This is a genomic window from Kitasatospora sp. NPDC023120 (genome assembly GCF_055560835.1).
Genome location: NZ_JBVHHY010000017.1, coordinates 12,004 through 36,901 on the forward strand (window position 1 = coordinate 12,004; position 24,898 = coordinate 36,901).

Consider the following 24,898-nt stretch of genomic DNA (forward strand, 5'->3'; position numbering starts at 1 on the left):
TGGGTTCCGCTGGGTATGTCACTTTTCGGCACTATTCGTCACCATCGGTGAGCCGCCCCAGCCGGCGACACCGATCCCGACCAGAGCCGGAGGCCCCGTCGGTGTCGAGTACCGGGAACGGCGGCGGGGGAGAGCGGCGGGCAGGAACCGCGGGCAGCGCCGCCGCCCGCGCCCGACTACGCCGCGCCGCCCGTCCGACCGCCCCCCAGCCGCCGACCGGCCGCCGCCGCGGCACGGTCGCCGCCCCCGACACCGAGCCGACCGCCCAGCCCGCGCCGACCCTGGCCCTCCCCGAGCCGGGCGACCTGTCCGGGCTGCGCAGCCGCCCCGGCCGCCCGTTCCCCGGAGGGCCCGGCGACGCCCCGCACGGCCCCGGCGCGCCATCCGAGGGCAGCCTGCTCGACATGCTCAAGGTCGCCATCGCGATCCTGGACACCGCGGGCCGGGTGGTGCTCTGGAGCCCCGCCGCCGAGGAGCTGCTCGGCTGGCCGAACGAGCTGCTGGTCGGCCGCCGGATCGACGAGCTGATCCCCGACCAGGAGCAGGTCGTCCGGATCCGGGCCGCGGTTCAGGACACCCTGCGACACGGCCGCTGGGCCGGCTACGCGGAGCTGCGCGACCGGGAGGGCGTACCGGTCGCGGTGGAAGCCCGGATCTCCCTCCTGGTGGACGGCGACGGCACCCCGTTCCTGCAGGTCAGCATGGCCGAGTCGGCCGCCGTACGGGCCGTCGAGCGCGACCTCGCGGTGCGCGACGCGCTGTTCGAGCAGTCCCCGCTGGGCATCGCCATCCTGGACACCGAGCTGCGCTACACCGCGGTCAACCGGACCCTCGCCGAGATGAACGGCGTCGCGCCGGACGACCACGTCGGCCGCACCACCGGCGAGACCCTCCCCGAGCGGGCCGCCGACGAGATCACCTCCATCCAGCGCCAGGTGCTGGCGACCGGCGAGCCGGTCATCGACGTCACTCTGGCCTCCCCGGTCACCACCAGGGCCGGCTACCGCTCGATCTCCTACAGCCGGATGACCGACCGCTCCGGCCGGGTGCTCGGCATCTCCGGCACCGTGATGGACGTGACCGAGCGCTACCGGGCGGTCGCCAAGGTCGAGCACGCCCGGCGCCGGCTCTCGCTGCTCAACGAGTTCGGCTCCCGCGTCGGCGACCTGCTGGACGCCTCCCGGATCGCCCAGGAGCTGGCCGGCTCGGTCGTCCCCCGGCTCACCGACCACTCCGCCGTGATCCTGCTGCAGGCCGTCGCCCACGGTGACGACCTGCCCCGGCACGGCCACGACCGGCGCACCTCGCTGCTCCAGCTCGGCACCGCCTCCGTCCAGGACGGCCCCGAGGTCGACGTGATGCTGCGCCGCGGCGCCCGGATCACCTTCGCCGAGGACTCCGCCTGCGGGCGGGTGCTGCGCACCGGCGTGCCCGAGCTGCTCTCCGGCGCCGACCAGCTCGACGACGTCACCTACCCCGGCGACCCGAAGATGCAGGCCGCCCGGGACCTCGGCGTGCACTCGATGCTGGTCGTCCCGCTGCGCGCCCGCGGCATCGTGATCGGCCTGCTGCTGGTCAGCCGGGCCGGCTACCGCGAGGGCTTCGACCGGGACGACCTGGCCTTCACCGTCGAACTCGCCGACCGGGCCGGCAGCTCGCTGGACAACGCCCGGCTCTACGCCCGCGAGCGCACCGCCGCGCTCACCCTCCAGCGCACCCTGCTCCCGCAGCAGGTCCCGCAGCCCACCGGCGTCGAGGTCGCCTACCGTTACGTGCCCGGCAGCAGCGGCACCGAGGTCGGCGGCGACTGGTTCGACGTCATCCCGCTGCCCGGCGACCGCACCGCGCTGGTGGTCGGCGACGTGATGGGCCACGGCCTGCGGGCCGCCGCCACCATGGGCCGGCTGCGCACCGCCGTCCGGGTGCTGGCCGCCCTCGACCTGCCGCCGGACGTCCTGCTGCGGCACGTCCACGAACTGGCCGACGACCTCGCCCAGGGCCCGGACGAGGCACTGCTCGCCACCTGCGTCTACGCGGTCTTCGACCCGGCGACGGCCCGGCTGACCGTCGCCAAGGCCGGGCACATCCCGCCGGTGCTGGTGGTGCCCGGCCAGGAGACCGAGGAGCCGACCCGCACCGGCAGCCCGCTGCCCGGCGGCGCCGGCCGGATCCTCGACCTGCCCTCCGGCGCCCCGCTCGGGGTGGGCGGAGTCCCGTTCGAATCCGTCGAACTGAAGATCCCCGAGGGCAGCCTGCTCGCACTGTGCACCGACGGCCTGGTGGAGTCCCGGGACAAGGACCTGGACGTCGGCCTCGGCCGGCTGATCACCGTCCTCCAGGAACCGTACGCGTCCATCCAGGCCGCCTGCGAGGCGGTGCTCGACACCATGGAGCAGGGCCGCGAGCCGGACGACGTCGCGCTGCTGCTGGCCCGGCTCGGCCACGGACAGGCCGGCACCCCGACGGCCGGCTGGACCCTGCCGGCCGAGCCCACCGCTGTCTCCCGGGCCCGCCGGCTGGTCCGCTCCACGCTCGCCGAGTGGAGCGTCGAGGCGCTCACCGACACAGCCGAGCTGCTGGTCAGCGAGCTGGTCACGAACGCCGTCCGGTACGCCAGCGCCCCCATCGGGGTACGGCTGACGCTCGGCGAGACGCTGCTGGTCGAGATCTCCGACCCGCTGCCCGACCCGCCCCGGGAGCGGCACGCGGCCGAGGCGGACGAGGGCGGCCGGGGCCTGGAGCTGGTCCGCCGGCTGGCGCTGCGCTGGGGCGCCAGGGCCGAGGGCATCGGCAAGGTGGTCTGGTTCGAGCAGGCGCTGCCGGGTAATGACCCCGACGAGTCGTGACTCGGTCGAACACCGGAAGAAGTGCCAGGAGAGCGGTGCCGCATATGCCAGTGGGGGCCCGGGGGGAGCGCGCGCCCCGGAAGGGGGCGCGAGCGTGGCATTGTGGTTGCGCGGGCGGTAGGACAAAAACCTTCGCCCGATCTGATGTTGTGATGTTGAGGGCGTGTGAACGCACCCCTCGATGATGAATACTCGGTCTTCTCGACATCCGGACGGTCGCGGGTTGGAGGGGTCGGTCCGTTGAACAGCACTCCGGCGCGGAACGCGCCGAGCAGCAGCGGTCATGCCGCTGTACCCGGGCAGGCCGGCTCGTTGCACCTGCCCGTCCCGGCGACCCCGCCGGGCGGCGACACCACGAGCCGCGGCGCCCACCCCGTCGCCGAGGCCCAACCCTGGGGCGCCGGCGACCCCGGCTCGATCTACGACTACATCCGGGTCGCGACCTTCGCGATCGGCCCGGACGGTCGGATCAGCCAGTGGAGCGAGCGCGCCGCCGAGTTCTTCGGCGTCCCGGCCGCCGACGCCGTCGGCGCCGACCCGATCGCCACCTTCGTCCCCCGCGAGCTCTGGCAGCGCGGCCGCGCCCGGCTGGAGCGCACGCTGGCCGGCGAGGAGTGGGTCGGCACCACCCCGTACCGGGACGCCGGCGGCGGCGAGGGCCTCGCCGAGCTCTACCTGATGCCCGACAGCGCGCTGCCCACCGCGGGCGCCACCTGCCTGGCCGTCGACCTCGGACGGCTGCGCCGGATCGAGACCGACCTCGCCGCCTCCGAGGCCGTCTTCGGGCAGACCCCCACCGGCTTCGTGCTGTTCGACGACCGGCTGCGACTGCAGCGGGTCAACGACGCCTTCGCCTCCGGCATGGGCCTGGTCCCCACCGACCTCGAGGGCCTCACCCCGCACGACATCTTCCCGCCGTCCGAGGCCGACCGGCTCACCGCCGCCCTGCGCAAGGTCCTCGCCACCGGCGAGCCCGTCTTCGACCTGCGCTTCCACGGCGCCGTCCCGACCCGCGAGGGCAACCGGCTCTGGGCCGTCTCGCTGTACCGCCTCAACGGCTCCGCCGGCCAGCCGATGGGCGTGGCCGGGCAGGTCTCCGACGTCACCAGCCGGCACGTGGCCGAGCGCGAGGCCGACGGGGTGCGCCGCAACCTCGCCCTGCTCAACGAGGCCAGCGCGCACATCGGCTCCACGCTCGACCTGGAGACCACCGCCAAGGAACTGCTGGACGTCGTCGTCCCGCCGTTCTGCGACCTCGCCACCGTCGACCTCTACACCGCGCTGCTCTCCGGCGAAACCGTCCCCAGCGCCGGGCGGCTCGGCGACACCGTGCTCACCGACGGCAGCGGCGAACTGCGCCGGGTCGCCGTCTCCAGCGTGGTCGGCGGCGCCTCCTCGGTGCTCGGCTCGGTCACCGCCCTGCCCATCGCCGAGGCCGGCGGCACCCTCTGTTACCCGCGCCGCTCCCCGCACGCGCGGGCGCTGCGCACCGGCCGCAGCGTCGTCCCCGAGCCCGGACGCGACCCGCTGCTGCGCTCCACCCTGATCGTCCCGCTGGTCGCCCGCGACCAGGTGCTCGGCCTCGTCCAGCTCTCCCGGGCGATCGGCAGCGAGCCCTTCGACGCCCGCGACGTCGCGATCGCCGAGGAGCTCGTCGCCCGCGCCGCCGTCTGCATCGACAACGCCCGGCTCTACCGCCGCGAGCACGAGCGCGCCCTCATCCTCCAGCGCAGCCTGCTGCCCCCGGGCAACCCGGCCGCCAGCGGCCTGGAGATCGCCTGCCGCTACCTGCCGAGCAACAACAACACCGAGGTCGGCGGCGACTGGTTCGACGTCATCCCGCTGCCCGGCAACCGCACCGCGCTGGTCATCGGCGACGTGATGGGCCGCGGCCTGCGCGCCGCCGTCGCGATGGGCCAGCTGCGCACCGCCGTCCGCACCCTGGCCATGCTCGACCTGGAACCGGGCGAGGTGCTCACCGCCCTCGACGAGATCGCCCGCGGCCTCGGCGACGACTCCGTGCCCGCCGGGCCGCCCACCCCGTACGGGCGGCTCACCTCGACGGCCGACGAGGAGGCCCGCGAGGTCTACCTGGCGACCTGCGTCTACGCGGTCTACGACGCCGTCACCCGGCGCTGCTGGATCGCCAACGCCGGCCACCTGCCGCCCGTCCTGCTCAGCCCCGGCGAGGGCGCCCGGATGCTGGACGTGCCGCCCGGCCTGCCGCTGGGCGTCGGCGGCGAGCCCTTCGAGGAGGTCGAGGTGGACCTCCCGGACGGCTCCGTGCTCGGCCTCTACACCGACGGCCTGGTGGAGAGCCGCAAACACCAGCTGGACGAGGGCCTGCGTGCCTTCCGCGTCGCGCTGTCGGCCGAGGGCAAGGCCCTGGAGGACCTCTGCGACCACGTGCTCGGCGAGCTCAACCCGCACCACGGCGAGGACGACATCGCCCTGCTGATGGCCAAGGTGCACGCCTTCCCCGAGGACGCCGTCGGCAACTGGTTCCTGCCGCCCGAGCCGACCTCCGTCGCCAAGGCGCGTGAGCTGGCCTGTAGCTGGCTGCTGGCCCGCGGGCTGGAGGAGCTGGTCGACACCACCGAGCTGCTGGTCAGCGAGCTGGTCACCAACGCGCTCAAGCACGGGCGCGGCGAGATCCGGCTGCGGCTGCTGCGCGAGCGCGGCCTGGTCTGCGAGGTCTGGGACGACGGCTACGCGCAGCCCCGGCAGCGGCGCGCCCAGGAGACCGACGAGGGCGGGCGCGGCCTGCAGCTGGTCAGTCTGCTGGCCGAGCGCTGGGGCAGCCGGCGCACGCCGAAGGGCAAGATCGTCTGGTTCGAGCTGGCGCTCTGACGCGCAGGGCCGTACGGGTGTAGTCGCCCGGCGGCCCGCCGTGTCGGCGCGGGCCGGGCCGTACGGGCGGCGTTCGATGGCGGCCATGCGCGTCCGCCAGCTCACCGCCGCAGCCGTCGCACTGCTGCTCGCCGCCGGCCTCGGCGGCTGCTCCGACGATCCGGTCCCCGTCCGCACCCCCGCCCCGGTGCCGACTTCGGCCGACCCCACCGCGACCACCGGGGACGTCCGGCCCGCCGACCGCACCGCCGTCGGGGACGGCGGCACGCTCCGCTGGGCGGTGGACGGCGTCCCGGCCACGCTGAACGTCTACCAGGAGGCGGCGACCGCCGACTCGGCACTGCTCGCCCACGCGCTCTACCCCTCGCTGTTCCGCCCCGACGAGCACGGCCGGCTCGTGCCCGACCCGGACTACCTGGCGGGCGCCGAGTCCACCCCGCCCGGGCAGGTGCCGCAGGTGGTCACCTACCGGCTCAACCCGAGCGCCGTCTGGAGCGACGGCAGCCCGCTGTCGGTCGCGGACTTCGCCGCCCAGCGGGCCGCCCTCTCCGGGCTGGACCCGTCCTACCGGGGCGGGCACCCGGCCGGGTACGACGCCGTCGACTCGGTCGCCCGGGGCGCCGACCCGGCCGAGGTGCGGGTCACCTTCCGGCGGCCGTACGCGGAGTGGCGCTCGCTGTTCGGGCCGCTCTACCCGGCGGCCGAGACCGGTCGGCCGGACGCCTTCAACCGGGCGCTGACCGGCGGCGATCACCTGACCGCGGGGCCGTACACCGTCTCCCGGTACGAGGCCGACCGGGTCACGGTGGTGCGCAACCCGCACTGGTGGGGCGACCCGCCGAAGGCCGACCGGATCGACTTCCTCCCCGTGCCGCCCGAGCAGCGGCCGGACGCGCTGCACCGGGACCGGCTGGACATCGCCCCGCTCACCGCGGCGCTGGACCGGGCGGTGCCGGCCCCGCCGCCCGGCAGCTCGTCGTCCGGCAGCCCGTCGGCGGCCGCCGTGCCGCCCGACATCACCGTGCACCGGGCGGCCGCGGCCTCGCTCACCCAGCTCACCCTCAACGCCGCCCGCGCCCCGCTCACCGACCCGGCCGTCCGGCGGGCGCTGACCCGGGCCGTCGACCGGCGGCGGATCGCCGAGGCCGCGCTCACCCCGCTCGGCCTGCCTGCCGCCCCGCTCGGCAGCCACCTGCTCGCCGGGGACCAGGAGGGCTACCGGGACAACAGCGCCGCCGCCGGGCCGGAGGACGCGGGCCGACTGCTGGACGGAGCGGGCTGGAAACGGCCCGCCGGCCGCGGCACCCGGACGAAGGGCGGCAAGGAGCTCACCCTCACCTTGCTCGTCCCGGCCGGCTCGGCGACCGCCCAGCGCACCGCCGACGCGCTCACCACCGACCTCGCCGAGTCCGGGATCGCCCTGAAGCCGGTGACCGCGCCCGCCGACACCTTCGTCCGGGACCACCTCACCACCGGGGACTACGACCTCGCGCTCTTCTCCTGGCCGGCCGGCCCCAGCCCCGCGAGCGAACAGCGCCCCGCCTACGCCAAGCCCCGGCCCGACCCCGACGGCACCCTCACCGCCGGCACCAACTACGGCCGCAGCGGCACCGAGGAGATCGACCGCCTCTTCGACCGCGCCGCCGCCGAACCCGACCCGGCAGCCCGCCTGGACCTGCTGCAGGAGGCCGACATCCGGATCTGGCAGCTCGGCCACTCGATCCCCCTCTACCAGCGCCCCGAGCTGGTCGCCGTCCGGACCGGCATCGCGGGCGCCGGCGCCTGGGGCTTCGGCTGGCCGCGCTTCCAGGACGTGGGGTGGATCAGGGGCGAGTAGGGCGGCTACGGGGTGGACGGTGCGTGACCCAGCTGTGATCTTGATCCCGCCCGACCTGCTCGTTTCCGCCCATCTGGGCGGTTCCCCGTACGATAGGAGGAAGCCGAGGCATGTCCATATGCCCGGCGGGTGGACCGGTAGTAGCAGGCGGAACGGGCGGCGGCGATCGACAGGGATCGCAAGTGCGCGTCACGCAGCCGGGCGCCGCAACCCACGATTCCGGGAGAATCCGCAAGGCATGCCCACGCGCAACGACATCCGTAACGTCGCCATCGTCGCCCACGTCGACCACGGCAAGACCACCCTGGTCGACGCCATGCTGAAGCAGGCCGGCGCCTTCGCCGCCCACCAGCAGCTCGACGACCGCATGATGGACTCGAACGACCTGGAGCGCGAGAAGGGCATCACCATTCTCGCGAAGAACACCGCGGTCAAGTACCACCCGAAGGACGGTGGCGCGCCGATCACCATCAACATCATCGACACCCCGGGCCACGCCGACTTCGGTGGCGAGGTCGAGCGCGGTCTGTCGATGGTGGACGCGGTCGTCCTGCTGGTCGACGCCTCCGAAGGCCCGCTGCCGCAGACCCGCTTCGTGCTGCGCAAGGCGCTGTCCGCCCGCCTGCCCGTCATCCTCTGCATCAACAAGACGGACCGCCCGGACTCCCGGATCGACGAGGTCATCAACGAGACCTACGACCTGTTCCTGGACCTGGACGCGGACGAGGACCAGATCGAGTTCCCGATCGTCTACGCCTGCGCCCGTGACGGCGTCGCCTCGCTGACCAAGCCGGAGAACGGCACCGTCCCGGCCGACAGCACCAGCCTGGAGCCGTTCTTCTCCACCATCCTGGAGCACGTCCCGGCGCCGACGTACGACGAGGACGCGCCGCTGCAGGCGCACGTCACCAACCTCGACGCCGACAACTTCCTCGGCCGCATCGCGCTGCTCCGTGTCGAGCAGGGCGAGCTGCGCAAGGGCCAGACCGTGGCCTGGATCAAGCGCGACGGCAGCATCTCGAACGTCCGCATCTCCGAGCTGCTGATGACCGAGGCGCTCACCCGCAAGCCGGCCGAGGTGGCGGGCCCGGGTGACATCTGCGCCGTCGCCGGCATCTCCGACATCATGATCGGCGAGACCCTCGCCGACCCGGAGAACCCGGTCGCGCTGCCGCTGATCACCGTGGACGAGCCGGCCATCTCGATGACCATCGGCACCAACACCTCGCCGCTGGTCGGCCGTGGCGGCAGCGGCAAGGGCGCGGACGCCAAGTCCGGCGCCAAGGTCGACCGCAAGGTCACCGCCCGCCAGGTGAAGGACCGTCTGGACCGCGAGCTGATCGGTAACGTCTCGCTGCGCGTGCTGGACACCGAGCGCCCGGACGCCTGGGAGGTGCAGGGCCGCGGTGAGCTGGCGCTGGCCATCCTGATCGAGACCATGCGCCGCGAGGGCTTCGAGCTGACCGTCGGCAAGCCGCAGGTGGTCACCAAGGAGGTCAACGGCAAGACCCACGAGCCGGTCGAGCGCCTCACCGTGGACGTGCCGGAGGAGCACATGGGCGCGGTCACGCAGCTCATGGGCATCCGCAAGGGCCGGATGGACAACATGTCCAACCACGGCTCGGGCTGGGTCCGGATGGAGTTCGTCGTCCCGTCCCGCGGTCTGATCGGCTTCCGGACCGAGTTCCTGACCAACACCCGCGGCACCGGCATCGCCCACTCGATCCACGAGGGCCACGAGCCGTGGTTCGGCCAGCTGACCACCCGCAACAACGGCTCCCTGGTCGCCGACCGGGCCGGCGTGGTGACCGCCTTCGCGATGACCAACCTGCAGGAGCGCGGCGTGCTCTTCTGCGAGCCGGGCACCGAGGTGTACGAGGGCATGATCGTCGGCGAGAACTCGCGCTCCGACGACATGGACGTGAACATCACCAAGGAGAAGAAGCTCACCAACATGCGGTCCTCGACCGCCGACGTGGCCGAGTCGATCGTCCCGCCGCGCAAGCTCTCGCTGGAGCAGTCGCTGGAGTTCTGCCGCGAGGACGAGTGCATCGAGGTGACCCCGGAGACGGTTCGCATCCGTAAGGTCGTCCTGGACCAGAAGGACCGCGGACGCACTGCCTCGCGCGCCAAGAAGGCGTGATCCGGACGCACTGAACGGCCATTGGCCGGAATGATTCGCCCCCCTTTCCATTGGAGAGGGGGGCGAACTTTTTCAACTACTCCAAGTTGTCAGGGCCGGTATTAACGGAATAACGCTCATCACACCCGGGTGTCCGCTGAGCGGACGCGACGGTTCGTCATGCATGACGACTGTCCGTTTGGTACCTGTCTGGCTATGTCTCAAATGTCCGGTTTTCGAAACTTACCGACTGTTCATGTGACCTAATTGAGATCGTCACTGGTCACTTTCGTGTCCGTGCGTGACGGATAGTGGAGCCAGTCAGGCTCGGGTCAAGGGTTAACGCGCAGGGGTGCGCGCCGAAACCACGAGCGCGGATGGCACGGCGGGCCAGGTGAGAACCGTTCCGCAGTGCTCTCCTCGTTGCAACGTCGAATTCAGGAGGCACACCGATGCGTGGTGCGAGCCAGGCCAAGTGGGTTGTCGCAGCTGTTGCGGTCGCCCTCGCCGCGACTGCTTGTGGTGGCGGCAGCAGCGACTCCTCCGGGGGTAGCTCCGATGGCGCTGCGGTCAACGCCGACGGCATCTTCAGCTACCAGAGCGGTGAGCCGCAGAACCCGCTGCAGCCGGCCAACGCCATGGAGAACCAGGGCGGCCGCATCGTCAAGCAGCTGTTCCAGGGTCTCGTGGACTACGACCCCGCGACCGGTGCTCTGCGCAACCAGGTGGCCGACAAGATCGAGACCACCGACGCCAAGAGCTACACCGTCACCCTGAAGTCCGGCTGGACCTTCCACGACGGCACCCCGGTGACCGCCAAGTCCTTCGTGGACTCCTGGAACTGGTCCGCCAACACCAAGAACAACCAGATCAACTCGGACTGGTTCTCCGACATCGTCGGCTACGACGCCGTGCACCCGGAGAAGGGTGACCCGACCGCCGACACCATGTCCGGCCTGAAGGTCGTCGACGACACCCACTTCACCATCGAGCTGACCGGCCCGGTCTCGTACTTCACGTACAAGCTCGGCTACTCGGCCTTCTACCCGCTCCCGGCCGGCTTCTTCGCCGACCCGAAGGGCTACGGTGAGAAGCCGGTCGGCAACGGCCCCTACAAGTTCGTCTCGTGGGAGCACAACAAGGCCATCACCCTGGCCCGTTACGACAAGTACGCCGGCGCCAACAAGGCCAAGAACGGCGGCATCGTCTTCCGCAACTACACCGCTGGTGAGGCTGCGTACAAGGACCTGATGTCGGACACCCTGGACGTCCTGGACCAGGTCGACCCGACCGACCTGCCGAAGTACAAGGACGACCTGGGCAAGCGCGCGGTCGACCAGCCGCAGGGTGCCATCCAGAACATCTCCTTCGCCCTGTACAACGCGGAGTGGAGCGCGCCGGAGAAGGCCAAGGTCCGCCAGGGTCTGTCGATGGCCATCGACCGCGAGACCATCACCAAGACCGTGCTGAACGGCACGCGTCAGGCCGCCGACGCGTTCGTGGCGCCCGGCGTCATGGGCTTCAAGGCCGGTGCCTGCGGCGACGCCTGCAAGTACAACCCGGAGAAGGCCAAGCAGCTGATCGCCGAGGGCGGCGGCGTCCCGGGCAACAAGATCGGCATCATCTACAACTCCGACGGCGGTCACAAGGAGTGGGTCGACGCGGTCTGCAACTCGATCCGCCAGGCCACCGGCGTCGAGTGCCTCGGCGACCCGAAGCCGGACTTCAAGACCTCGCGCGACATCATCCGCAAGAAGACCGTGCCGAGCATGATGCGCACCGGCTGGGTGCAGGACTACCCGCTGAACGCGAACTTCCTGCGTGACGTCTACGGCACCGGCGCCTCCGCGAACGACGCCGGCTACTCCAGCCCGGAGTTCGACAAGCTCGCCAAGGCCGCCGACGAGGCCACCTCGGTCGAGAAGACCGCCGAGCTCTACCAGCAGGCCGAGGCCGTGCTGGCCAAGGACATGCCGGCCATCCCGCTCTGGTACTACAAGACCAGCTCCGGCTGGTCCAACAACGTCCAGAACGTGAAGTTCGACTCCTTCGGCAACCCGGTCTACACCGACGTCGAGGTCAAGAAGAAGTAATCGGTCGGCACCGCCTGACCCGGTGACAACGGCCGGTGCCCGTCCCATCCCCACAAGGGCGGGGACTGGCACCGGCCGTTGGCACGCCGACTTATCTCTGGCCGGGTTGACGGGCCCGGCAGAGTCATACATGGAGGCACGATGGGGCGCTTTGTCGCGAGGCGACTGCTCCAGATGATCCCGGTCTTCTTCGGAACGACCTTGCTCATCTTTCTGATGGTGCACGCGCTGCCGGGTGATCCGGTGGCTGCGATGTGGGGCGACAAGGCGCCCGACCCGGCACAGATGGCCGCTCTGAAGCACCAGATGGGCTTCGACAAGCCGTGGTACGCACAGTACTTCGACTACATGGGGGGCCTGCTCACCGGCGACTTCGGTACCACCATGGCCGGACGGCCGGTGCTCGACGTGATCACCGAGGCGCTGCCGGTCACGGTCCGGCTGTCGCTGTTCGCGTTCGCCATCGAGATCGTCCTCGGCGTCACCATCGGCCTCTTCGCCGGTCTGCGCCGCGGCAAGGCGTTCGACAAGGGCACCCTGATCATGACCCTGCTGCTGATCTCGATCCCGGTCCCGGTGCTCGGCTTCATCTTCCAGGCGGTCTTCGCGACCAACCTGAAGTGGGTCACGCCGACCGTCCAGGACTCCAACGACATCACCCAGCTCGTGCTGCCGGCCGTTGTGCTCGGTTCGCTGTCGCTGGCGTACGTCGCGCGCCTCACCCGTACCTCCATAGCCGAGAACATCAAGGCCGACTACGTCCGCACCGCGGTGGCCAAGGGCCTGCCGCGGCGCAAGGTGATCGGCACCCACCTGCTGCGCAACTCGATGATCCCGGTGGTCACCTTCCTCGGTACCGACCTCGGTGCCCTGATGGGCGGCGCGATCGTGACCGAGGGCATCTTCAACGTCAAGGGCGTCGGTAACGCGCTCTACCACGCGATCAACCTGAAGGAGGGCACGACGGTCTCCGGCTTCGTCGCCTTCCTGGTGCTCGTGTACCTGGCCGCCGGCCTGATCGTCGACCTGCTTTACGCGGTCCTGGACCCGAGGATCCGTTATGCCTGACCTGACCGAGAAGAAGACCGCCGGGGACAACATCCCGGCCCAGCGCACCGCCGACACCCCGGCGACCAAGCCGGAGAAGGCCCGCAGCCTCGGCTCGGACGCCTGGCACGACCTGCGCCGCAAGCCGATCTTCGTGATCTCCGCGCTGCTGATCCTGCTGTTGGTCATCATCGCGATCGCCCCGGGCCTGTTCACCTCGGTGGACCCGCGCGCCGGCGACCTGCGCAACCACTACCTGACGAAGCCGAACTACAGCCACTTGTTCCAGGCCGACTGGTTCGGCTACGATCTCCAGGGCCGCAGCATCTACGCCCGCGTCATCTACGGCGCCCGCGCCTCGGTCGTGGTCGGCATCTGCGTCACCGTGGGTGTGACCATCCTCGGCGGCATCACCGGCATGCTGGCCGGCTACTTCGGCGGCTGGACCGACACGATCATCTCCCGTGTCACCGACGTCTTCTTCGGTATCCCGCTGCTGCTCGGCGCCCTGGTGATCCTCAACGCCTTCACCTCGCGCACGATCTGGAGCGTGGTCTTCGCCCTGGTGGCCCTGGGCTGGACCCAGATGACCCGTGTCATGCGCGGTTCGGTGATCACGGTCAAGCAGGCCGACTTCGTGACGGCGGCCAAGGCGCTCGGCGCCGGAACCGGCCGGATCCTGTTCAAGCACATCCTGCCGAACGCTCTCGCCCCGGTGATCGTCGTCGCCACCATCGCGCTCGGCGGCTACATCGCCACCGAGGCGACGCTGAGCTTCCTCGGCATCGGTCTGCAGGACCCGACCATCTCCTGGGGCATCGACATCAACACCGCCCAGAAGGTGATCCGTACGGCACCGTTCGCCCTGTTCTTCCCCGCCGGCATGCTCTCCCTGACCGTGCTCGCGTTCATCATGCTCGGCGACGCGGTGCGCGACGCCCTCGACCCGAAGCTCCGCTGAGAGAAGAGGTGACGACCCGATGACCACCGTGATCGAGAACAACCAGAAGAACGACCGTCTCGAAGTCGGTACCCCGCTCCTGGAGGTCAAGGACCTCCACGTGGAGTTCCACACCCGGGACGGCGTCGCCAAGGCCGTGAACGGCGTCAACTACTCCGTCGCGGCCGGCGAGACCCTCGCCGTGCTCGGCGAGTCCGGCTCCGGCAAGTCCGTGACGGCGCAGACCATCATGGGCATCCTGGACATGCCTCCGGGCAAGGTGACGCAGGGCGAGATCCTGTTCCGCGGCCAGGACATGCTCAAGATGAGCAACGAGGACCGCCGGAAGATCCGCGGCCAGAAGATCGCGATGATCTTCCAGGACGCGCTCTCCGCCCTCAACCCCGTGCTCAGCGTCGGCTACCAGCTCGGCGAGATGTTCCGGGTGCACCAGGGCGCCTCCAAGAAGGAGGCGAAGGAGAAGGCCATCGAGCTGATGGACCGGGTGCGCATCCCCGCCGCCCGGCAGCGGGTGAACGACTACCCGCACCAGTTCTCCGGCGGCATGCGCCAGCGCATCATGATCGCGATGGCGCTCTCCCTGCAGCCCGACCTGATCATCGCCGACGAGCCCACCACCGCCCTGGACGTCACCGTCCAGGCCCAGGTGATGGACCTGCTCGCCGAGCTGCAGGCCGAGTACAACATGGGCCTGATCCTGATCACCCACGACCTCGGCGTGGTCGCCGACGTCGCGGACAAGATCGCCGTGATGTACGCGGGCCGGATCGTGGAGACCGCCCCGGTGCACGAGCTGTACGCGAACCCCGCGCACCCGTACACCAAGGGCCTGCTCCGCTCCATCCCGCGCCTGGACCAGAAGGGCCAGGAGCTGTACGCGATCAAGGGCCTCCCCCCGAACCTGCTGAAGGTCCCGGCCGGCTGCGCGTTCAACCCCCGCTGCGATGTCGCCACCGACCTGTGCCGCACGGAGATCCCGGCGCTGCACCACGTGACCGACAAGGACGGCAAGGAGCTCACCGGCCGCCGCAGCGCGTGCCACCTTTGGAAGGAGACCCTCCATGGCTGAGAACATCCTGGAGGTCAAGGACCTGGTCAAGCACTACCCGCTGACCCAGGGCGTCCTGTTCAAGAAGCAGGTCGGCGCCGTCAAGGCGGTCGACGGCATCTCCTTCGAGCTGAAGAAGGGTGAGACGCTCGGCATCGTCGGCGAGTCCGGCTGTGGCAAGTCCACGCTGGCCAAGGTGCTGATGAACCTGGAGCGGGCCACCTCCGGCCAGGTGCTGTTCAAGGGCGAGGACATCTCCAAGCTGTCCGGCGCGGCCCTCAAGGCCGTCCGGCGGAACATCCAGATGGTGTTCCAGGACCCGTACACCTCGCTCAACCCGCGCATGACGGTCGGCGACATCATCGGGGAGCCGTTCGAGATCCACCCGGAGGTGGCGCCGAAGGGCGACCGCCGCAAGGCCGTCCAGGACCTGCTGGACGTCGTGGGTCTGAACCCGGAGTACATCAACCGGTACCCGCACCAGTTCTCCGGCGGCCAGCGCCAGCGCATCGGCATCGCCCGCGGTCTCGCGCTCAAGCCCGAGATCATCATCTGCGACGAGCCGGTCTCCGCCCTGGACGTGTCCGTCCAGGCGCAGGTGATCAACCTGCTGGAGCAGCTGCAGAGCGAGTTCGAGCTGTCGTACATGTTCATCGCGCACGACCTCTCCATCGTCCGGCACATCTCCGACCGCGTCGGCGTGATGTACCTGGGCAAGATGGTCGAGATCGGCAGCGACGAGCAGATCTACGACAACGCCACCCACCCGTACACCCAGGCGCTGCTCTCCGCGGTGCCGGTGCCGGACCCGACGGCGCGCGAGTCCCGCGAGCGGATCATCCTGACCGGTGACATCCCCTCGCCGGCCAACCCGCCGTCCGGCTGCCGCTTCCGCACCCGCTGCTGGAAGGCGGAGGACCGCTGCGCCGAGGAGGTGCCGCTGCTCGCGGTCCCCTCGGTGCTGAAGGGCGCGGCCGCGCACGAGTCGGCCTGCCACTTCCCCGAGGTCCGGGAGCAGGCCGCGGCCTGACCCCCGCTCTCCCCGGAAGGGCCCGTGGCTTCCCGCCGCGGGCCCTTCCGGCATTCTCGTGTCCGGGCGCTTCGCGGGTTCCGCGCTGCGTGGAATCGGCGCGGGTGGTTCTCCGCTGCGCGGATCAGGCGCTGCGTCAACTCCGCAGGCGGTCACGGCACCCGTCCGGGTGCACCCGACTCGCGCCGTCGCCGGGCCGAGCTTCTCATGGGGTGTGATGCGACACACACCTTGAGGAGGGACCTTCATGCCCGGAGCCGCCCGCGCTCGCCTGGTCCTCGCCGCTGCGACGTCCGTGGTCCTGGTGGCCACCGGGTGCAGCAGCGGCGGCGGAGGAGGCAGCAGCTCGTCGGACGCCACCAAGACCTTCAGCTACCAGAGCAGTGAGCCGCAGAACCCGCTGCAGCCCGCCAACGCGAACGAGGTCGGTGGCGGTCGCATCATCCAGAACCTCTTCAAGGGGCTGGTGGACTACGACCCGAGCAACGCCCAGCTCCGGATGCAGGTGGCCGAGAAGATCGACACCACCGACTCCCAGACCTACACCGTCACGCTGAAGGACGGCTGGAAGTTCCACGACGGCACCCCGGTGCACGCCAAGAACTTCGTCGACGCCTGGAACTGGGCCGCCAACCCCGCCAACGCCCAGATCAACAGCTCCTGGTTCTCCGACATCGAGGGCTACCAGGACCTCCACCCGGCCACCGGCAAGCCGACCGTCGACAAGATGTCCGGTCTGGCCGTCACCGACGACCTGCACTTCACGATCAAGCTGAACCACAAGGTCTCGTACTTCGAGTACAAGCTCGGCTACATCGCCTTCTCCCCGCTGCCGGACGGGTTCTTCAGCGACCCGGCCGGGTACGGGCAGAAGCCGGTGGGCAACGGCCCGTACCAATTCGTCAGCTGGGCGCACAACACCCAGGTGACCACCAAGGCCTTCCCGGACTACCAGGGCGTGGACAAGCCGAAGAACGGCGGCATCGTCTTCAAGATGTACACCACGTCCGAGGCCGCCTACGCCGACCTGCAGTCCAGCAACCTGGACGTGATGGACCAGGTGCCGCCGTCCGCGCTGGCGACGTACAAGAACGACCTCGGGGACCGGGCGGTGGACGCCCCGCAGGGCGCCATCCAGAACATCGGCTTCACGCTCTACCAGGCCGACTGGGCCGCTCCGGAGAAGGCCCAGGTGCGCCAGGGCCTGTCGATGGCGATCGACCGCGCGACCATCACCAAGACGGTGCTGCAGGGCTCCCGCGCGCCGGCCAGCGCCTGGGTGGCCGAGGGCGTCCAGGGTTACAAGGCGGGCACCTGCGGGGACTTCTGCAACTTCGACCCCGCCAAGGCCAAGCAGCTGATCCAGCAGGGCGGCGGCGTCCCCGGCAACAAGGTGCTGATCACCTACAACGCGGACGGCGGCCACAAGGAGTGGGTGGACGCGGTCTGCAACTCGATCCGGCAGAACACCGGTGTCGACTGCCTGGGCGACCCGAAGCCCGACTTCAAGACCGCCCGCCAGGCCATCACCCAGCACCAGCTCAACGGCGCCTTCCGCACCGGCTGGGTGCAGGACTACCCGCTGAACGCCAACTTCCTGGCCGACGTGTACCGCACCGGTGCCGCCTCCAACGACACCGGCTACAGCAACCCGCAGTTCGACCAGCTGTCGACCCAGGCCGACGAGGCCCCGAGCGTCAGCGACTCGACGACCGGCTACCAGAAGGCCGAGGCCGTGCTCGCGAGCAGCATGCCGGCCATCCCGCTCTGGTACTACCGCACCAACTCGGGCTACTCGACCAAGGTGCAGAACGTGAAGTTCGACTCCTTCGGCAACCCGGCCTGGACCCAGGTCGAGGTCAAGGGCTGATCCCCGGGCTTGGGGCCGGTCCGGTGGATCTCCTCCGGGCCCGCGAGATCCACCGGACAGGCCCTTGATCCCTCGCGCCGGCCCCGCCCTCCCCGCACGGAGGGCGGGGCGCGGTCTCCCGGTCGACCGGCCCGGCCGGTCGGGCACCTAGGAAGGAGGCCCGGATGGGCAGTTACGTGCTGCGGCGGGTGCTGCAGATGATCCCGGTGTTCTTCGGCACCACGCTGCTGATCTTCGTGATGGTCTACACGCTGCCGGGCGACCCGGTGGTGGCGCTGTTCGGCGATAAGGCCGCGGACCCGACCGTGGTCGCGAGCATCAAGCACACGTACTACCTGGACCAGCCGCTCTGGAAGCAGTACCTGCACTACATGGGGAACCTCTTCCAGGGGGACTTCGGCACCAGCTTCACCGGCCGCCCGGTCGCCGACATCATGGCGGACGCCTTCCCGGTCACCATCCGGCTCGCGCTGCTCGCCTTCGTCTTCGAGATGGTCGCGGGCCTCGCCCTCGGGGTGCTCTCCGGCCTGAAGCGCGGCAGCATCGCGGACACCCTGGTGCTCATCCTGACGCTGCTGGTGATCTCGATCCCGGTCTTCGTGCTCGCCTACATCGCCCAGACGGTGTTCGCCACCAACTTGGGCTGGGTCACGCCGACGGTGCAGGACAGCTACGACCTCTCCCAGCTGGTCCTGCCGGCGATCGTCCTGGGCTCGCTGTCGCTCGCGTACGTCGCCCGGCTCACCCGGACGTCCATCGGCGAGAACCTGCGGGCCGACTACATCCGCACCGCGACCGCCAAGGGACTGCCCCGGCGGACCATCATCTCCCGCCACCTGCTGCGCAACTCGCTGATCCCGGTGGTCACCTTCCTGGGGACCGACCTCGGCGCGCTGATGGGCGGGGCGATCGTCACCGAGGGCATCTTCAACGTGCAGGGCATCGGCAACGTCCTGTACCGGGCGATCAACCAGAAGGAAGGCCCGACCGTGGTCGGCATCGTGACCGTCCTGGTGATCATCTACCTGGTCGCCAGCCTGCTCGTCGACCTGCTGTACGCGGTCCTGGACCCGAGGATCCGCTATGCCTGACATCCACGACGAGGACTCGTACGAACCCCACCCCAAGCCGGGCGTCTCGCGCCTCGACTACGCAGGGGAGCAGGGCATGGCGGTCGAGCAGGAGACCCTGGTCGAACGCGACGTCGAGAAGCGGGAAGAGGCCCGCAGCCTCTGGGGCGACGCCTGGCGGGACCTGCGGCGGCGTCCCATCTTCCTGCTCTCCGTCGTGCTGATCGTGCTGCTGGTGATCATGGCGATCTTCCCCTGGGCCTTCACCGACGCCAACCCGCGCAAGGCCGACCTGGTGAACGACTACCTCAAGCGGCCGGACGCCACGGACTTCTTCGGCGCCGGCTGGTTCGGCTATGACGCGCAGGGCCGGTCCATCTACGCCCGGGTGGTCTACGGCGCCCGCGCCTCGATCACCGTCGGCATCTTCGTGACCGCCGCGGTCACCCTGCTCGGCGGGCTGACCGGGATGGTCGCCGGGTACTACGGCGGGGCCGTCGACGCGGTGATCTCCCGGATCGTCGACATCTTCTTCGGCATCCCGCTGCTGCTCGGCGCCCTGGTGCTGCTGAACGCGTTCACCATCCGTACGGTGTGGACGGTGGTGGTCGCGCTGGCCGTCCTCGGCTGGACCCAGATCGCCCGCGTCATGCGCGGCGCGGTGCTCACCGTCAAACAGTCCGACTACGTGGTGGCGGGCCGGGCGCTCGGCGCGGGGACCGGGCGACTGATGTTCCGGCACATCCTGCCGAACGCGGTCGCACCGGTGATCGTGGTGGCGACCATCGCGCTCGGCGGCTACATCGCGACCGAGGCGACGTTGAGCTTCCTCGGCATCGGCCTGCAAGAGCCGACCATCTCCTGGGGCATCGACATCTCCTCCGCCCAGAAGGTGATCCGGACCGCGCCGTACGTGATGTTCTTCCCGGCCGCGGCGCTCTCCGTCACCGTGCTGGCCTTCATCATGATGGGCGACGCGGTGCGCGACGCCCTCGATCCGAAGCTTCGCTGAGCGAGGGGAGCGCATCGTGAACACAGCGGTGGACACCACCGAGCACGAGCGGGAGGCGCCGTACGAGGGACCGCTGCTCGACGTGCGGGACCTGCACGTCGAGTTCGTCACGCGGGACGGTGTGGCCCGGGCGGTCAACGGCGTCAACTACTCGGTCTCGGCCGGCGAGACGCTCGCCGTGCTCGGGGAGTCCGGCTCCGGCAAGTCGGTGACCGCGCAGGCGATCATGGGCATCCTGGACATGCCGCCGGCCCGGATCCCGCGCGGCGAGATCCGGTTCCGGGGCCAGGACATGCTCAAGATGAGCAAGGACGAGAGGCGCAGGATCCGCGGCGGGCGGATCGCGATGATCTTCCAGGACGCGCTCTCCTCGCTCAACCCGGTGCTGTCGGTGGGCTTCCAGCTCGGCGAGATGTTCCGGGCCCACCGCGGGGTCTCGCGCGCGGAGGCGAAGGAGAAGGCCGTCGAGCTGATGGACCGGGTGCGCATCCCGGCTGCCAAGCAGCGCGTCAACGACTACCCGCACCAGTTCTCGGGCGGCATGCGCCAGCGCATCATGATCGCGATGGCGCTGGCCCTGGAGCCGGACCTGATCATCGCGGACGAGCCCACCACGGCGCTGGACGTGACCGTCCAGGCCCAGGTGATGGACCTGCTGGCCGAGCTGCAGGCCGAGTTCCACATGGGGCTCATCCTGATCACCCACGACCTGGGCGTGGTCGCGGACGTCGCGGACAAGATCGCGGTGATGTACGCGGGCCGGATCGTGGAGACGGCACCGGTGCACGAGCTCTACGCGCGCCCGGCGCACCCGTACACCCGGGGGCTGCTGGACTCCATCCCGCGGCTGGACCAGAAGGGCCAGGAGCTCTACGCGATCAAGGGCCTGCCGCCCAACCTGCTGCGGATTCCCCCGGGCTGCGCCTTCAACCCGCGCTGCCCGCGCGCGCAGGACATCTGCCGGGCCGAGGTGCCGGAGCTGTTCCCGGTCACCGAGGACGACGGGACGCCGCTGGAGGGGCGCGGCAGCGCCTGCTTCTTCTGGAAGGAGACCCTCCATGACCGCTAACGGGGCCAGCGCACTGGGCGCGGCGGTGCCGGAGGAGGCCGTCTTCGTACAGGAGGTGCCGCGCGGCGAGCCGATCCTCGAAGTCCGGGACCTGGTCAAGCACTTCCCGCTGACCCAGGGCGTCCTGTTCAAGAAGCAGGTCGGCGCGGTCAAGGCGGTCGACGGGGTCAGCTTCGACCTGATGCAGGGTGAGACGCTCGGCATCGTCGGCGAGTCCGGCTGCGGAAAGTCCACGCTGGCCAAGGTGCTGATGAACCTGGAGCCGGCCACCGGGGGCTCGGTCCGGTACAAGGGGGAGGAGATCTCCCGGCTGACCGGGTCGGCGCTCAAGGCCGTCCGGCGGAACATCCAGATGGTGTTCCAGGACCCGTACACCTCGCTCAACCCGCGCATGACGGTCGGCGACATCATCGGGGAGCCGTTCGAGATCCACCCGGAGGTGGCGCCCAGGGGCGACCGCCGCAAGGCCGTCCAGGACTTGCTGGACGTGGTCGGGCTCAACCCGGAGTACATCAACCGGTACCCGCACCAGTTCTCCGGCGGGCAGCGCCAACGCATCGGCATCGCGCGGGGGTTGGCGCTCAAGCCGGAGATCATCATCTGCGACGAGCCGGTGTCCGCGCTGGACGTGTCGGTGCAGGCGCAGGTGATCAACCTGCTGGAGCAGCTGCAGGGCGAGTTCAACCTCTCGTACATGTTCATCGCGCACGACCTCTCGATCGTCCGCCACATCTCGGACCGGGTCGGCGTGATGTACCTCGGGAAGCTGGTCGAGATCGGCAGCGACGCCGAGATCTACGACCACGCCACCCATCCGTACACCCAGGCGCTGCTCTCGGCGGTGCCCGTGCCCGACCCGACAGCGCGCGAGTCCAGGGACCGGATCGTGCTCACCGGGGACGTGCCCTCGCCGGCCAATCCGCCGTCGGGCTGCCGCTTCCGGACCCGGTGCTGGAAGGCGCAGCAGCGGTGCGAGGTCGAGGTGCCGCTGCTCGCCTCGCCGTCCTGGCTGGACGGGGCGGCGTTCCACGACTCGGCGTGCCACTTCGCCGCGGAGCGCGAGGCGGGGGAGCAGGGCGCCGGCTGAAGGTGCCGTCCCGAGGGCGCGTCCTCCCGTCGGGGGCGTGCCCTTCTCCGTTTGCCCCGTGATGGAAAAGAGATCTGCCGCACACTCGCCAAGTGCGTTCCCGTCCTTGATAGTTGCTCTGCGCCTATCGATGGTCGCTGCTGCGCTGAGGAGGGCTGCTCACATGGACGCGGTGGAGGTGATCGGCGGCGGACGGGAGAGCCTGGCGCCCGGGACCCCGTTGCTGGAGGTCGAGGATCTGCACGTGGAGTTCCACACCCGGGACGGGGTCGCGAAGGCCGTCAACGGGGTGAGCTACGCGGTGTCGGCGGGCGAGACGCTGGCGGTGCTGGGGGAGTCCGGGTCGGGCAAGTCGGTGACGGCGCAGGCGGTCATGGGCATCCTGGACATCCCGCCGGGGCGGATCACCTCGGGGCGGATCCTGTTCCGCGGCGAGGACCTGCTGACCATGAGCGCCAACGCCCGGCGGGCCGTCCGGGGCCGCCGGATCGCGATGATCTTCCAGGACGCGCTGTCCGCCCTCAACCCGGTGCTCAGCGTGGGCTACCAGCTGGGGGAGATGTTCCGGACCCACCACGGCGTCGGCCGCAAGGAGGCCCGGGAGAAGGCCGTCGAGCTGATGGACCGGGTGCGCATCCCCGCGGCCAGGCAGCGGGTCGGCGACTTCCCGCACCAGTTCTCCGGCGGCATGCGCCAACGGATCATGATCGCGATGGCGCTGGCCCTGGAGCCGGACCTGATCATCGCGGACGAGCCCACCACCGCCCTGGACGTCACGGTGCAGGCCCAGGTGATGGACCTGCTGGCGGACCTGCAGTCCGAGTTCAACATGGGTTTGATCCTGATCACCCACGACCTCGGTGTGGTCGCGGACGTCGCGGACAAGATCGCCGTGATGTACGCGGGCCGGATCGTGGAGACGGCACCGGTGCACGAGCTGTACGCGCGCCCGGCGCACCCGTACACCAAGGGACTGCTGGACTCGATCCCGCGCCTGGACCAGAAGGGCCAGGACCTGCACGCGATCAAGGGCCTGCCGCCGAGCCTGCTGCGGATCCCGGAGGGCTGCGCCTTCAACCCCCGCTGTGACCGGGTGCAGGACCGCTGCCGGGCCGAACTCCCGCCGCTGGTACCGGTGGTGGGCGAGCACGGTGAGGAGCTGGCGGGTCGCCGCAGCGCCTGCCACTACGCGCAGGACACACTGCACGGCTGAGCCCGCCGGCGGCCGCTCACGAGGTCACTTCACGAAGCCGACGTTCTCCCAGACGATGTCGGACAGACCCTGCGCGCCGATGTTGGCGAGGTCGGCGCGGGCGCCGTACAGCTGCGGGCGCTGGTAGAGCGGCAGGACGCCGGCCACCTTCCAGAGCTCGCCGTCGGCCTGGTTGGTCGCCTCGGTGGCGGTGGCCGCGTCGGTGGCGGCGGCGGCCCGGTCGAGCGCGGCGTCGACCGCGGAGCTGCCCGCGCCGACGTGGTTGGTGCCGCCGTTCTGGACGAAGTTGGCGCGGTTGCCGCTGGCCGGGAAGGGCGTGCCGAGCAGCGAGTAGGCGGTGATGTCGAAGTCGCCGCGGTTGACGTACTTGTCGAAGAACTCGTTGACGGGGGCGGTCACGACACTGACCTTGATCCCGACGTCCTTGAGCATCTTGGTGGTGTTCGCGGCCTCGTTCTGCGCCTGGGTGACACCGGCCGGGATGACCATCCGCAGGTTCAGCTCCCGGCCGTCCTTCTGGCGCACGTCGCCGTCGAGCTTCCAGCCCGCGGAGTCCAGCTTGCGGGCGGCCTCGGCGGGGTCGTAGCGGGCCAGGCCGAGGGAGTTGTCCCGGTAGCCGTTCTGGTTGACGACCAGCAGGTGGTTGTTGAGCGGGACGGCGGGCCAGTCCAGGCCGTTGAGGTCGGAGCGGATGACGACGTCCCGGTTGATCGCCTGGAACACGGCCTGGCGCACGGTCGCGTCGCTCAGCGCGGGGGTGCGGGCGTTCAGGGTGAACTGCCGGAAGTCCGGGCCGCCGGCCCGGAGGACCACGGCGCCCTTGGTGGCCCGGATGGTCTGGTAACCGGCCACGTCCGGGCCGATGTTGACCAGGTCGAGCTTGCCCTTGGCGAAGGCGGCGGACATCGCGTCCGGGAGCATCGCGTGGAAGACGATCCGGTCCAGCATCGGCTTGTCGCCCCACCAGCCGGGGTCGGCGACCAGGGTGACGGTCTGCGCGGTGCGGTCGAGCTGCTCGAGCCTGAACGGACCGGCGGTGACCGGGATCGCGTCCAGGTAGGCGGAGTTGAACAGCTCGGGGGTGGAGATCCGGGCGGCCGGCAGCAGCGGGGCGTTGCCGGCGCCGTTGAACATCGACTGCCACTCCGAGAACGGCCGGTCGAAGGTCATCACGGCCTGGAAGTCGTCCTTGCCGCGCTCGACGGAGGAGACCAGCTCGAAGCCGGAGGTGCTGGACGGCTTGTAGGCCGGGTCCTTGCCGTTCAGGGCCCGCCAGTTGGCCTCGATGTCGCGCCAGGTGATCGGGGTGCCGTCGGACCAGTGCGCCTTCGGGTTGAGCGTCCAGGTGACGACCTGCCGGCCGTCCTTCAGCTCGGAGTGGGCCTCCTGCAGGTAGGCCGGGTTGACGGTCTGGGCGCCGGCCGCGTCCGAACGGAAGAAGGTCGGCAGCAGCGGCTTGGTGACGGCGATGGTCGAGGACTCGCTGCCGTCGGTGTGGATCGGCGACCACTGGTGGGAGAACTGGGCGATCGCCAGGTTCAGGGTGCCGCCCTGGCGCAGCTGCCCGCGGTCGTGGGGGTTGATGTCGACCGAGGTGAGCTTGGGCGACGCGGGGGACGGCAGCGCGTCGGCGGCGTCGCCCTGGCCGGAGGCGCAGGAGCAGAGCGTCAGCGAGAGGGTGAGGGCGGTGAGGCCGGCGAGCAGGGCCGTCCCGTGGTGCTGGAGGCGGCGGCCCATCGGCGT

At 70.5% G+C, this 24,898-nt stretch carries 16 protein-coding genes; 15 read left to right on the top strand and 1 reads right to left on the bottom strand.

The window, feature by feature from the left end; genetic code table 11:
* The first annotated feature begins 101 nt into the window (after positions 1 to 101).
* The 15 genes from ACZ3TI_RS24395 (at position 102) to ACZ3TI_RS24465 (ending at position 23,155) form a co-directional block, all read left to right on the top strand.
* A complete protein-coding gene (locus ACZ3TI_RS24395) occupies positions 102 to 2,846 on the top strand; it encodes a SpoIIE family protein phosphatase (protein WP_465729531.1) in 2,745 nt (914 codons plus the stop codon).
* A 240-nt stretch (positions 2,847 to 3,086) separates the two neighbouring features.
* Positions 3,087 to 5,696: a SpoIIE family protein phosphatase gene (locus ACZ3TI_RS24400; RefSeq protein ID WP_465729533.1), complete on the top strand. Its 2,610-nt coding sequence runs from the start codon at positions 3,087 to 3,089 to the stop codon at positions 5,694 to 5,696.
* Between the two features lie 85 nt (positions 5,697 to 5,781).
* Entirely contained in the window at positions 5,782 to 7,533 is a 1,752-nt protein-coding gene (locus tag ACZ3TI_RS24405) for an ABC transporter family substrate-binding protein (protein WP_465729535.1), read from the top strand.
* Positions 7,534 to 7,771: 238 nt separating this feature from the next.
* A complete protein-coding gene (gene typA / locus ACZ3TI_RS24410; RefSeq protein ID WP_465729537.1) occupies positions 7,772 to 9,676 on the top strand; it encodes a translational GTPase TypA in 1,905 nt (634 codons plus the stop codon).
* A 431-nt stretch (positions 9,677 to 10,107) separates the two neighbouring features.
* Positions 10,108 to 11,748, top strand: coding sequence for a peptide ABC transporter substrate-binding protein (locus tag ACZ3TI_RS24415; protein ID WP_465729539.1), 1,641 nt, complete (start codon positions 10,108 to 10,110; stop codon positions 11,746 to 11,748).
* A 141-nt stretch (positions 11,749 to 11,889) separates the two neighbouring features.
* Entirely contained in the window at positions 11,890 to 12,816 is a 927-nt protein-coding gene (locus ACZ3TI_RS24420) for an ABC transporter permease (protein WP_465729541.1), read from the top strand.
* A complete protein-coding gene (locus ACZ3TI_RS24425; protein ID WP_465729543.1) occupies positions 12,809 to 13,756 on the top strand; it encodes an ABC transporter permease in 948 nt (315 codons plus the stop codon). The genes ACZ3TI_RS24420 and ACZ3TI_RS24425 overlap by 8 nt, the downstream gene beginning before the upstream one ends.
* 19 nt (positions 13,757 to 13,775) lie before the next feature.
* Positions 13,776 to 14,825, top strand: coding sequence for an ABC transporter ATP-binding protein (locus tag ACZ3TI_RS24430; protein WP_465729545.1), 1,050 nt, complete (start codon positions 13,776 to 13,778; stop codon positions 14,823 to 14,825).
* On the top strand, positions 14,818 to 15,834 hold the full coding sequence (locus ACZ3TI_RS24435; RefSeq protein ID WP_465729547.1) for an ABC transporter ATP-binding protein: 1,017 nt from the start codon (positions 14,818 to 14,820) through the stop codon (positions 15,832 to 15,834). Before ACZ3TI_RS24430 ends, ACZ3TI_RS24435 begins: the two co-directional genes overlap by 8 nt.
* 247 nt (positions 15,835 to 16,081) lie before the next feature.
* The gene (locus tag ACZ3TI_RS24440; protein WP_465729549.1) at positions 16,082 to 17,704 is read left to right on the top strand and encodes a peptide ABC transporter substrate-binding protein; all 1,623 of its coding nucleotides are present in this window, start codon (positions 16,082 to 16,084) and stop codon (positions 17,702 to 17,704) included.
* A gap of 164 nt (positions 17,705 to 17,868) precedes the next feature.
* On the top strand, positions 17,869 to 18,795 hold the full coding sequence (locus ACZ3TI_RS24445) for an ABC transporter permease (RefSeq protein ID WP_465729551.1): 927 nt from the start codon (positions 17,869 to 17,871) through the stop codon (positions 18,793 to 18,795).
* Between the two features lie 76 nt (positions 18,796 to 18,871).
* Positions 18,872 to 19,786, top strand: a complete 915-nt coding sequence (locus ACZ3TI_RS24450) for an ABC transporter permease (protein WP_465729825.1) — start codon at positions 18,872 to 18,874, stop codon at positions 19,784 to 19,786.
* A gap of 16 nt (positions 19,787 to 19,802) precedes the next feature.
* Positions 19,803 to 20,855 (top strand): ABC transporter ATP-binding protein, encoded by a 1,053-nt coding sequence (locus ACZ3TI_RS24455; protein ID WP_465729553.1) that lies wholly within the window; start codon positions 19,803 to 19,805, stop codon positions 20,853 to 20,855.
* Positions 20,845 to 21,942, top strand: coding sequence for an ABC transporter ATP-binding protein (locus ACZ3TI_RS24460; protein ID WP_465729555.1), 1,098 nt, complete (start codon positions 20,845 to 20,847; stop codon positions 21,940 to 21,942). Before ACZ3TI_RS24455 ends, ACZ3TI_RS24460 begins: the two co-directional genes overlap by 11 nt.
* 163 nt (positions 21,943 to 22,105) lie before the next feature.
* Positions 22,106 to 23,155, top strand: a complete 1,050-nt coding sequence (locus ACZ3TI_RS24465; protein WP_465729557.1) for an ABC transporter ATP-binding protein — start codon at positions 22,106 to 22,108, stop codon at positions 23,153 to 23,155.
* A gap of 24 nt (positions 23,156 to 23,179) precedes the next feature.
* On the opposite strand, the gene ACZ3TI_RS24470 is transcribed toward ACZ3TI_RS24465, so the two are convergent.
* A complete protein-coding gene (locus tag ACZ3TI_RS24470) occupies positions 23,180 to 24,892 on the bottom strand; it encodes an ABC transporter family substrate-binding protein (protein ID WP_465729559.1) in 1,713 nt (570 codons plus the stop codon).
* Between the last annotated feature and the right edge of the window lie 6 nt (positions 24,893 to 24,898).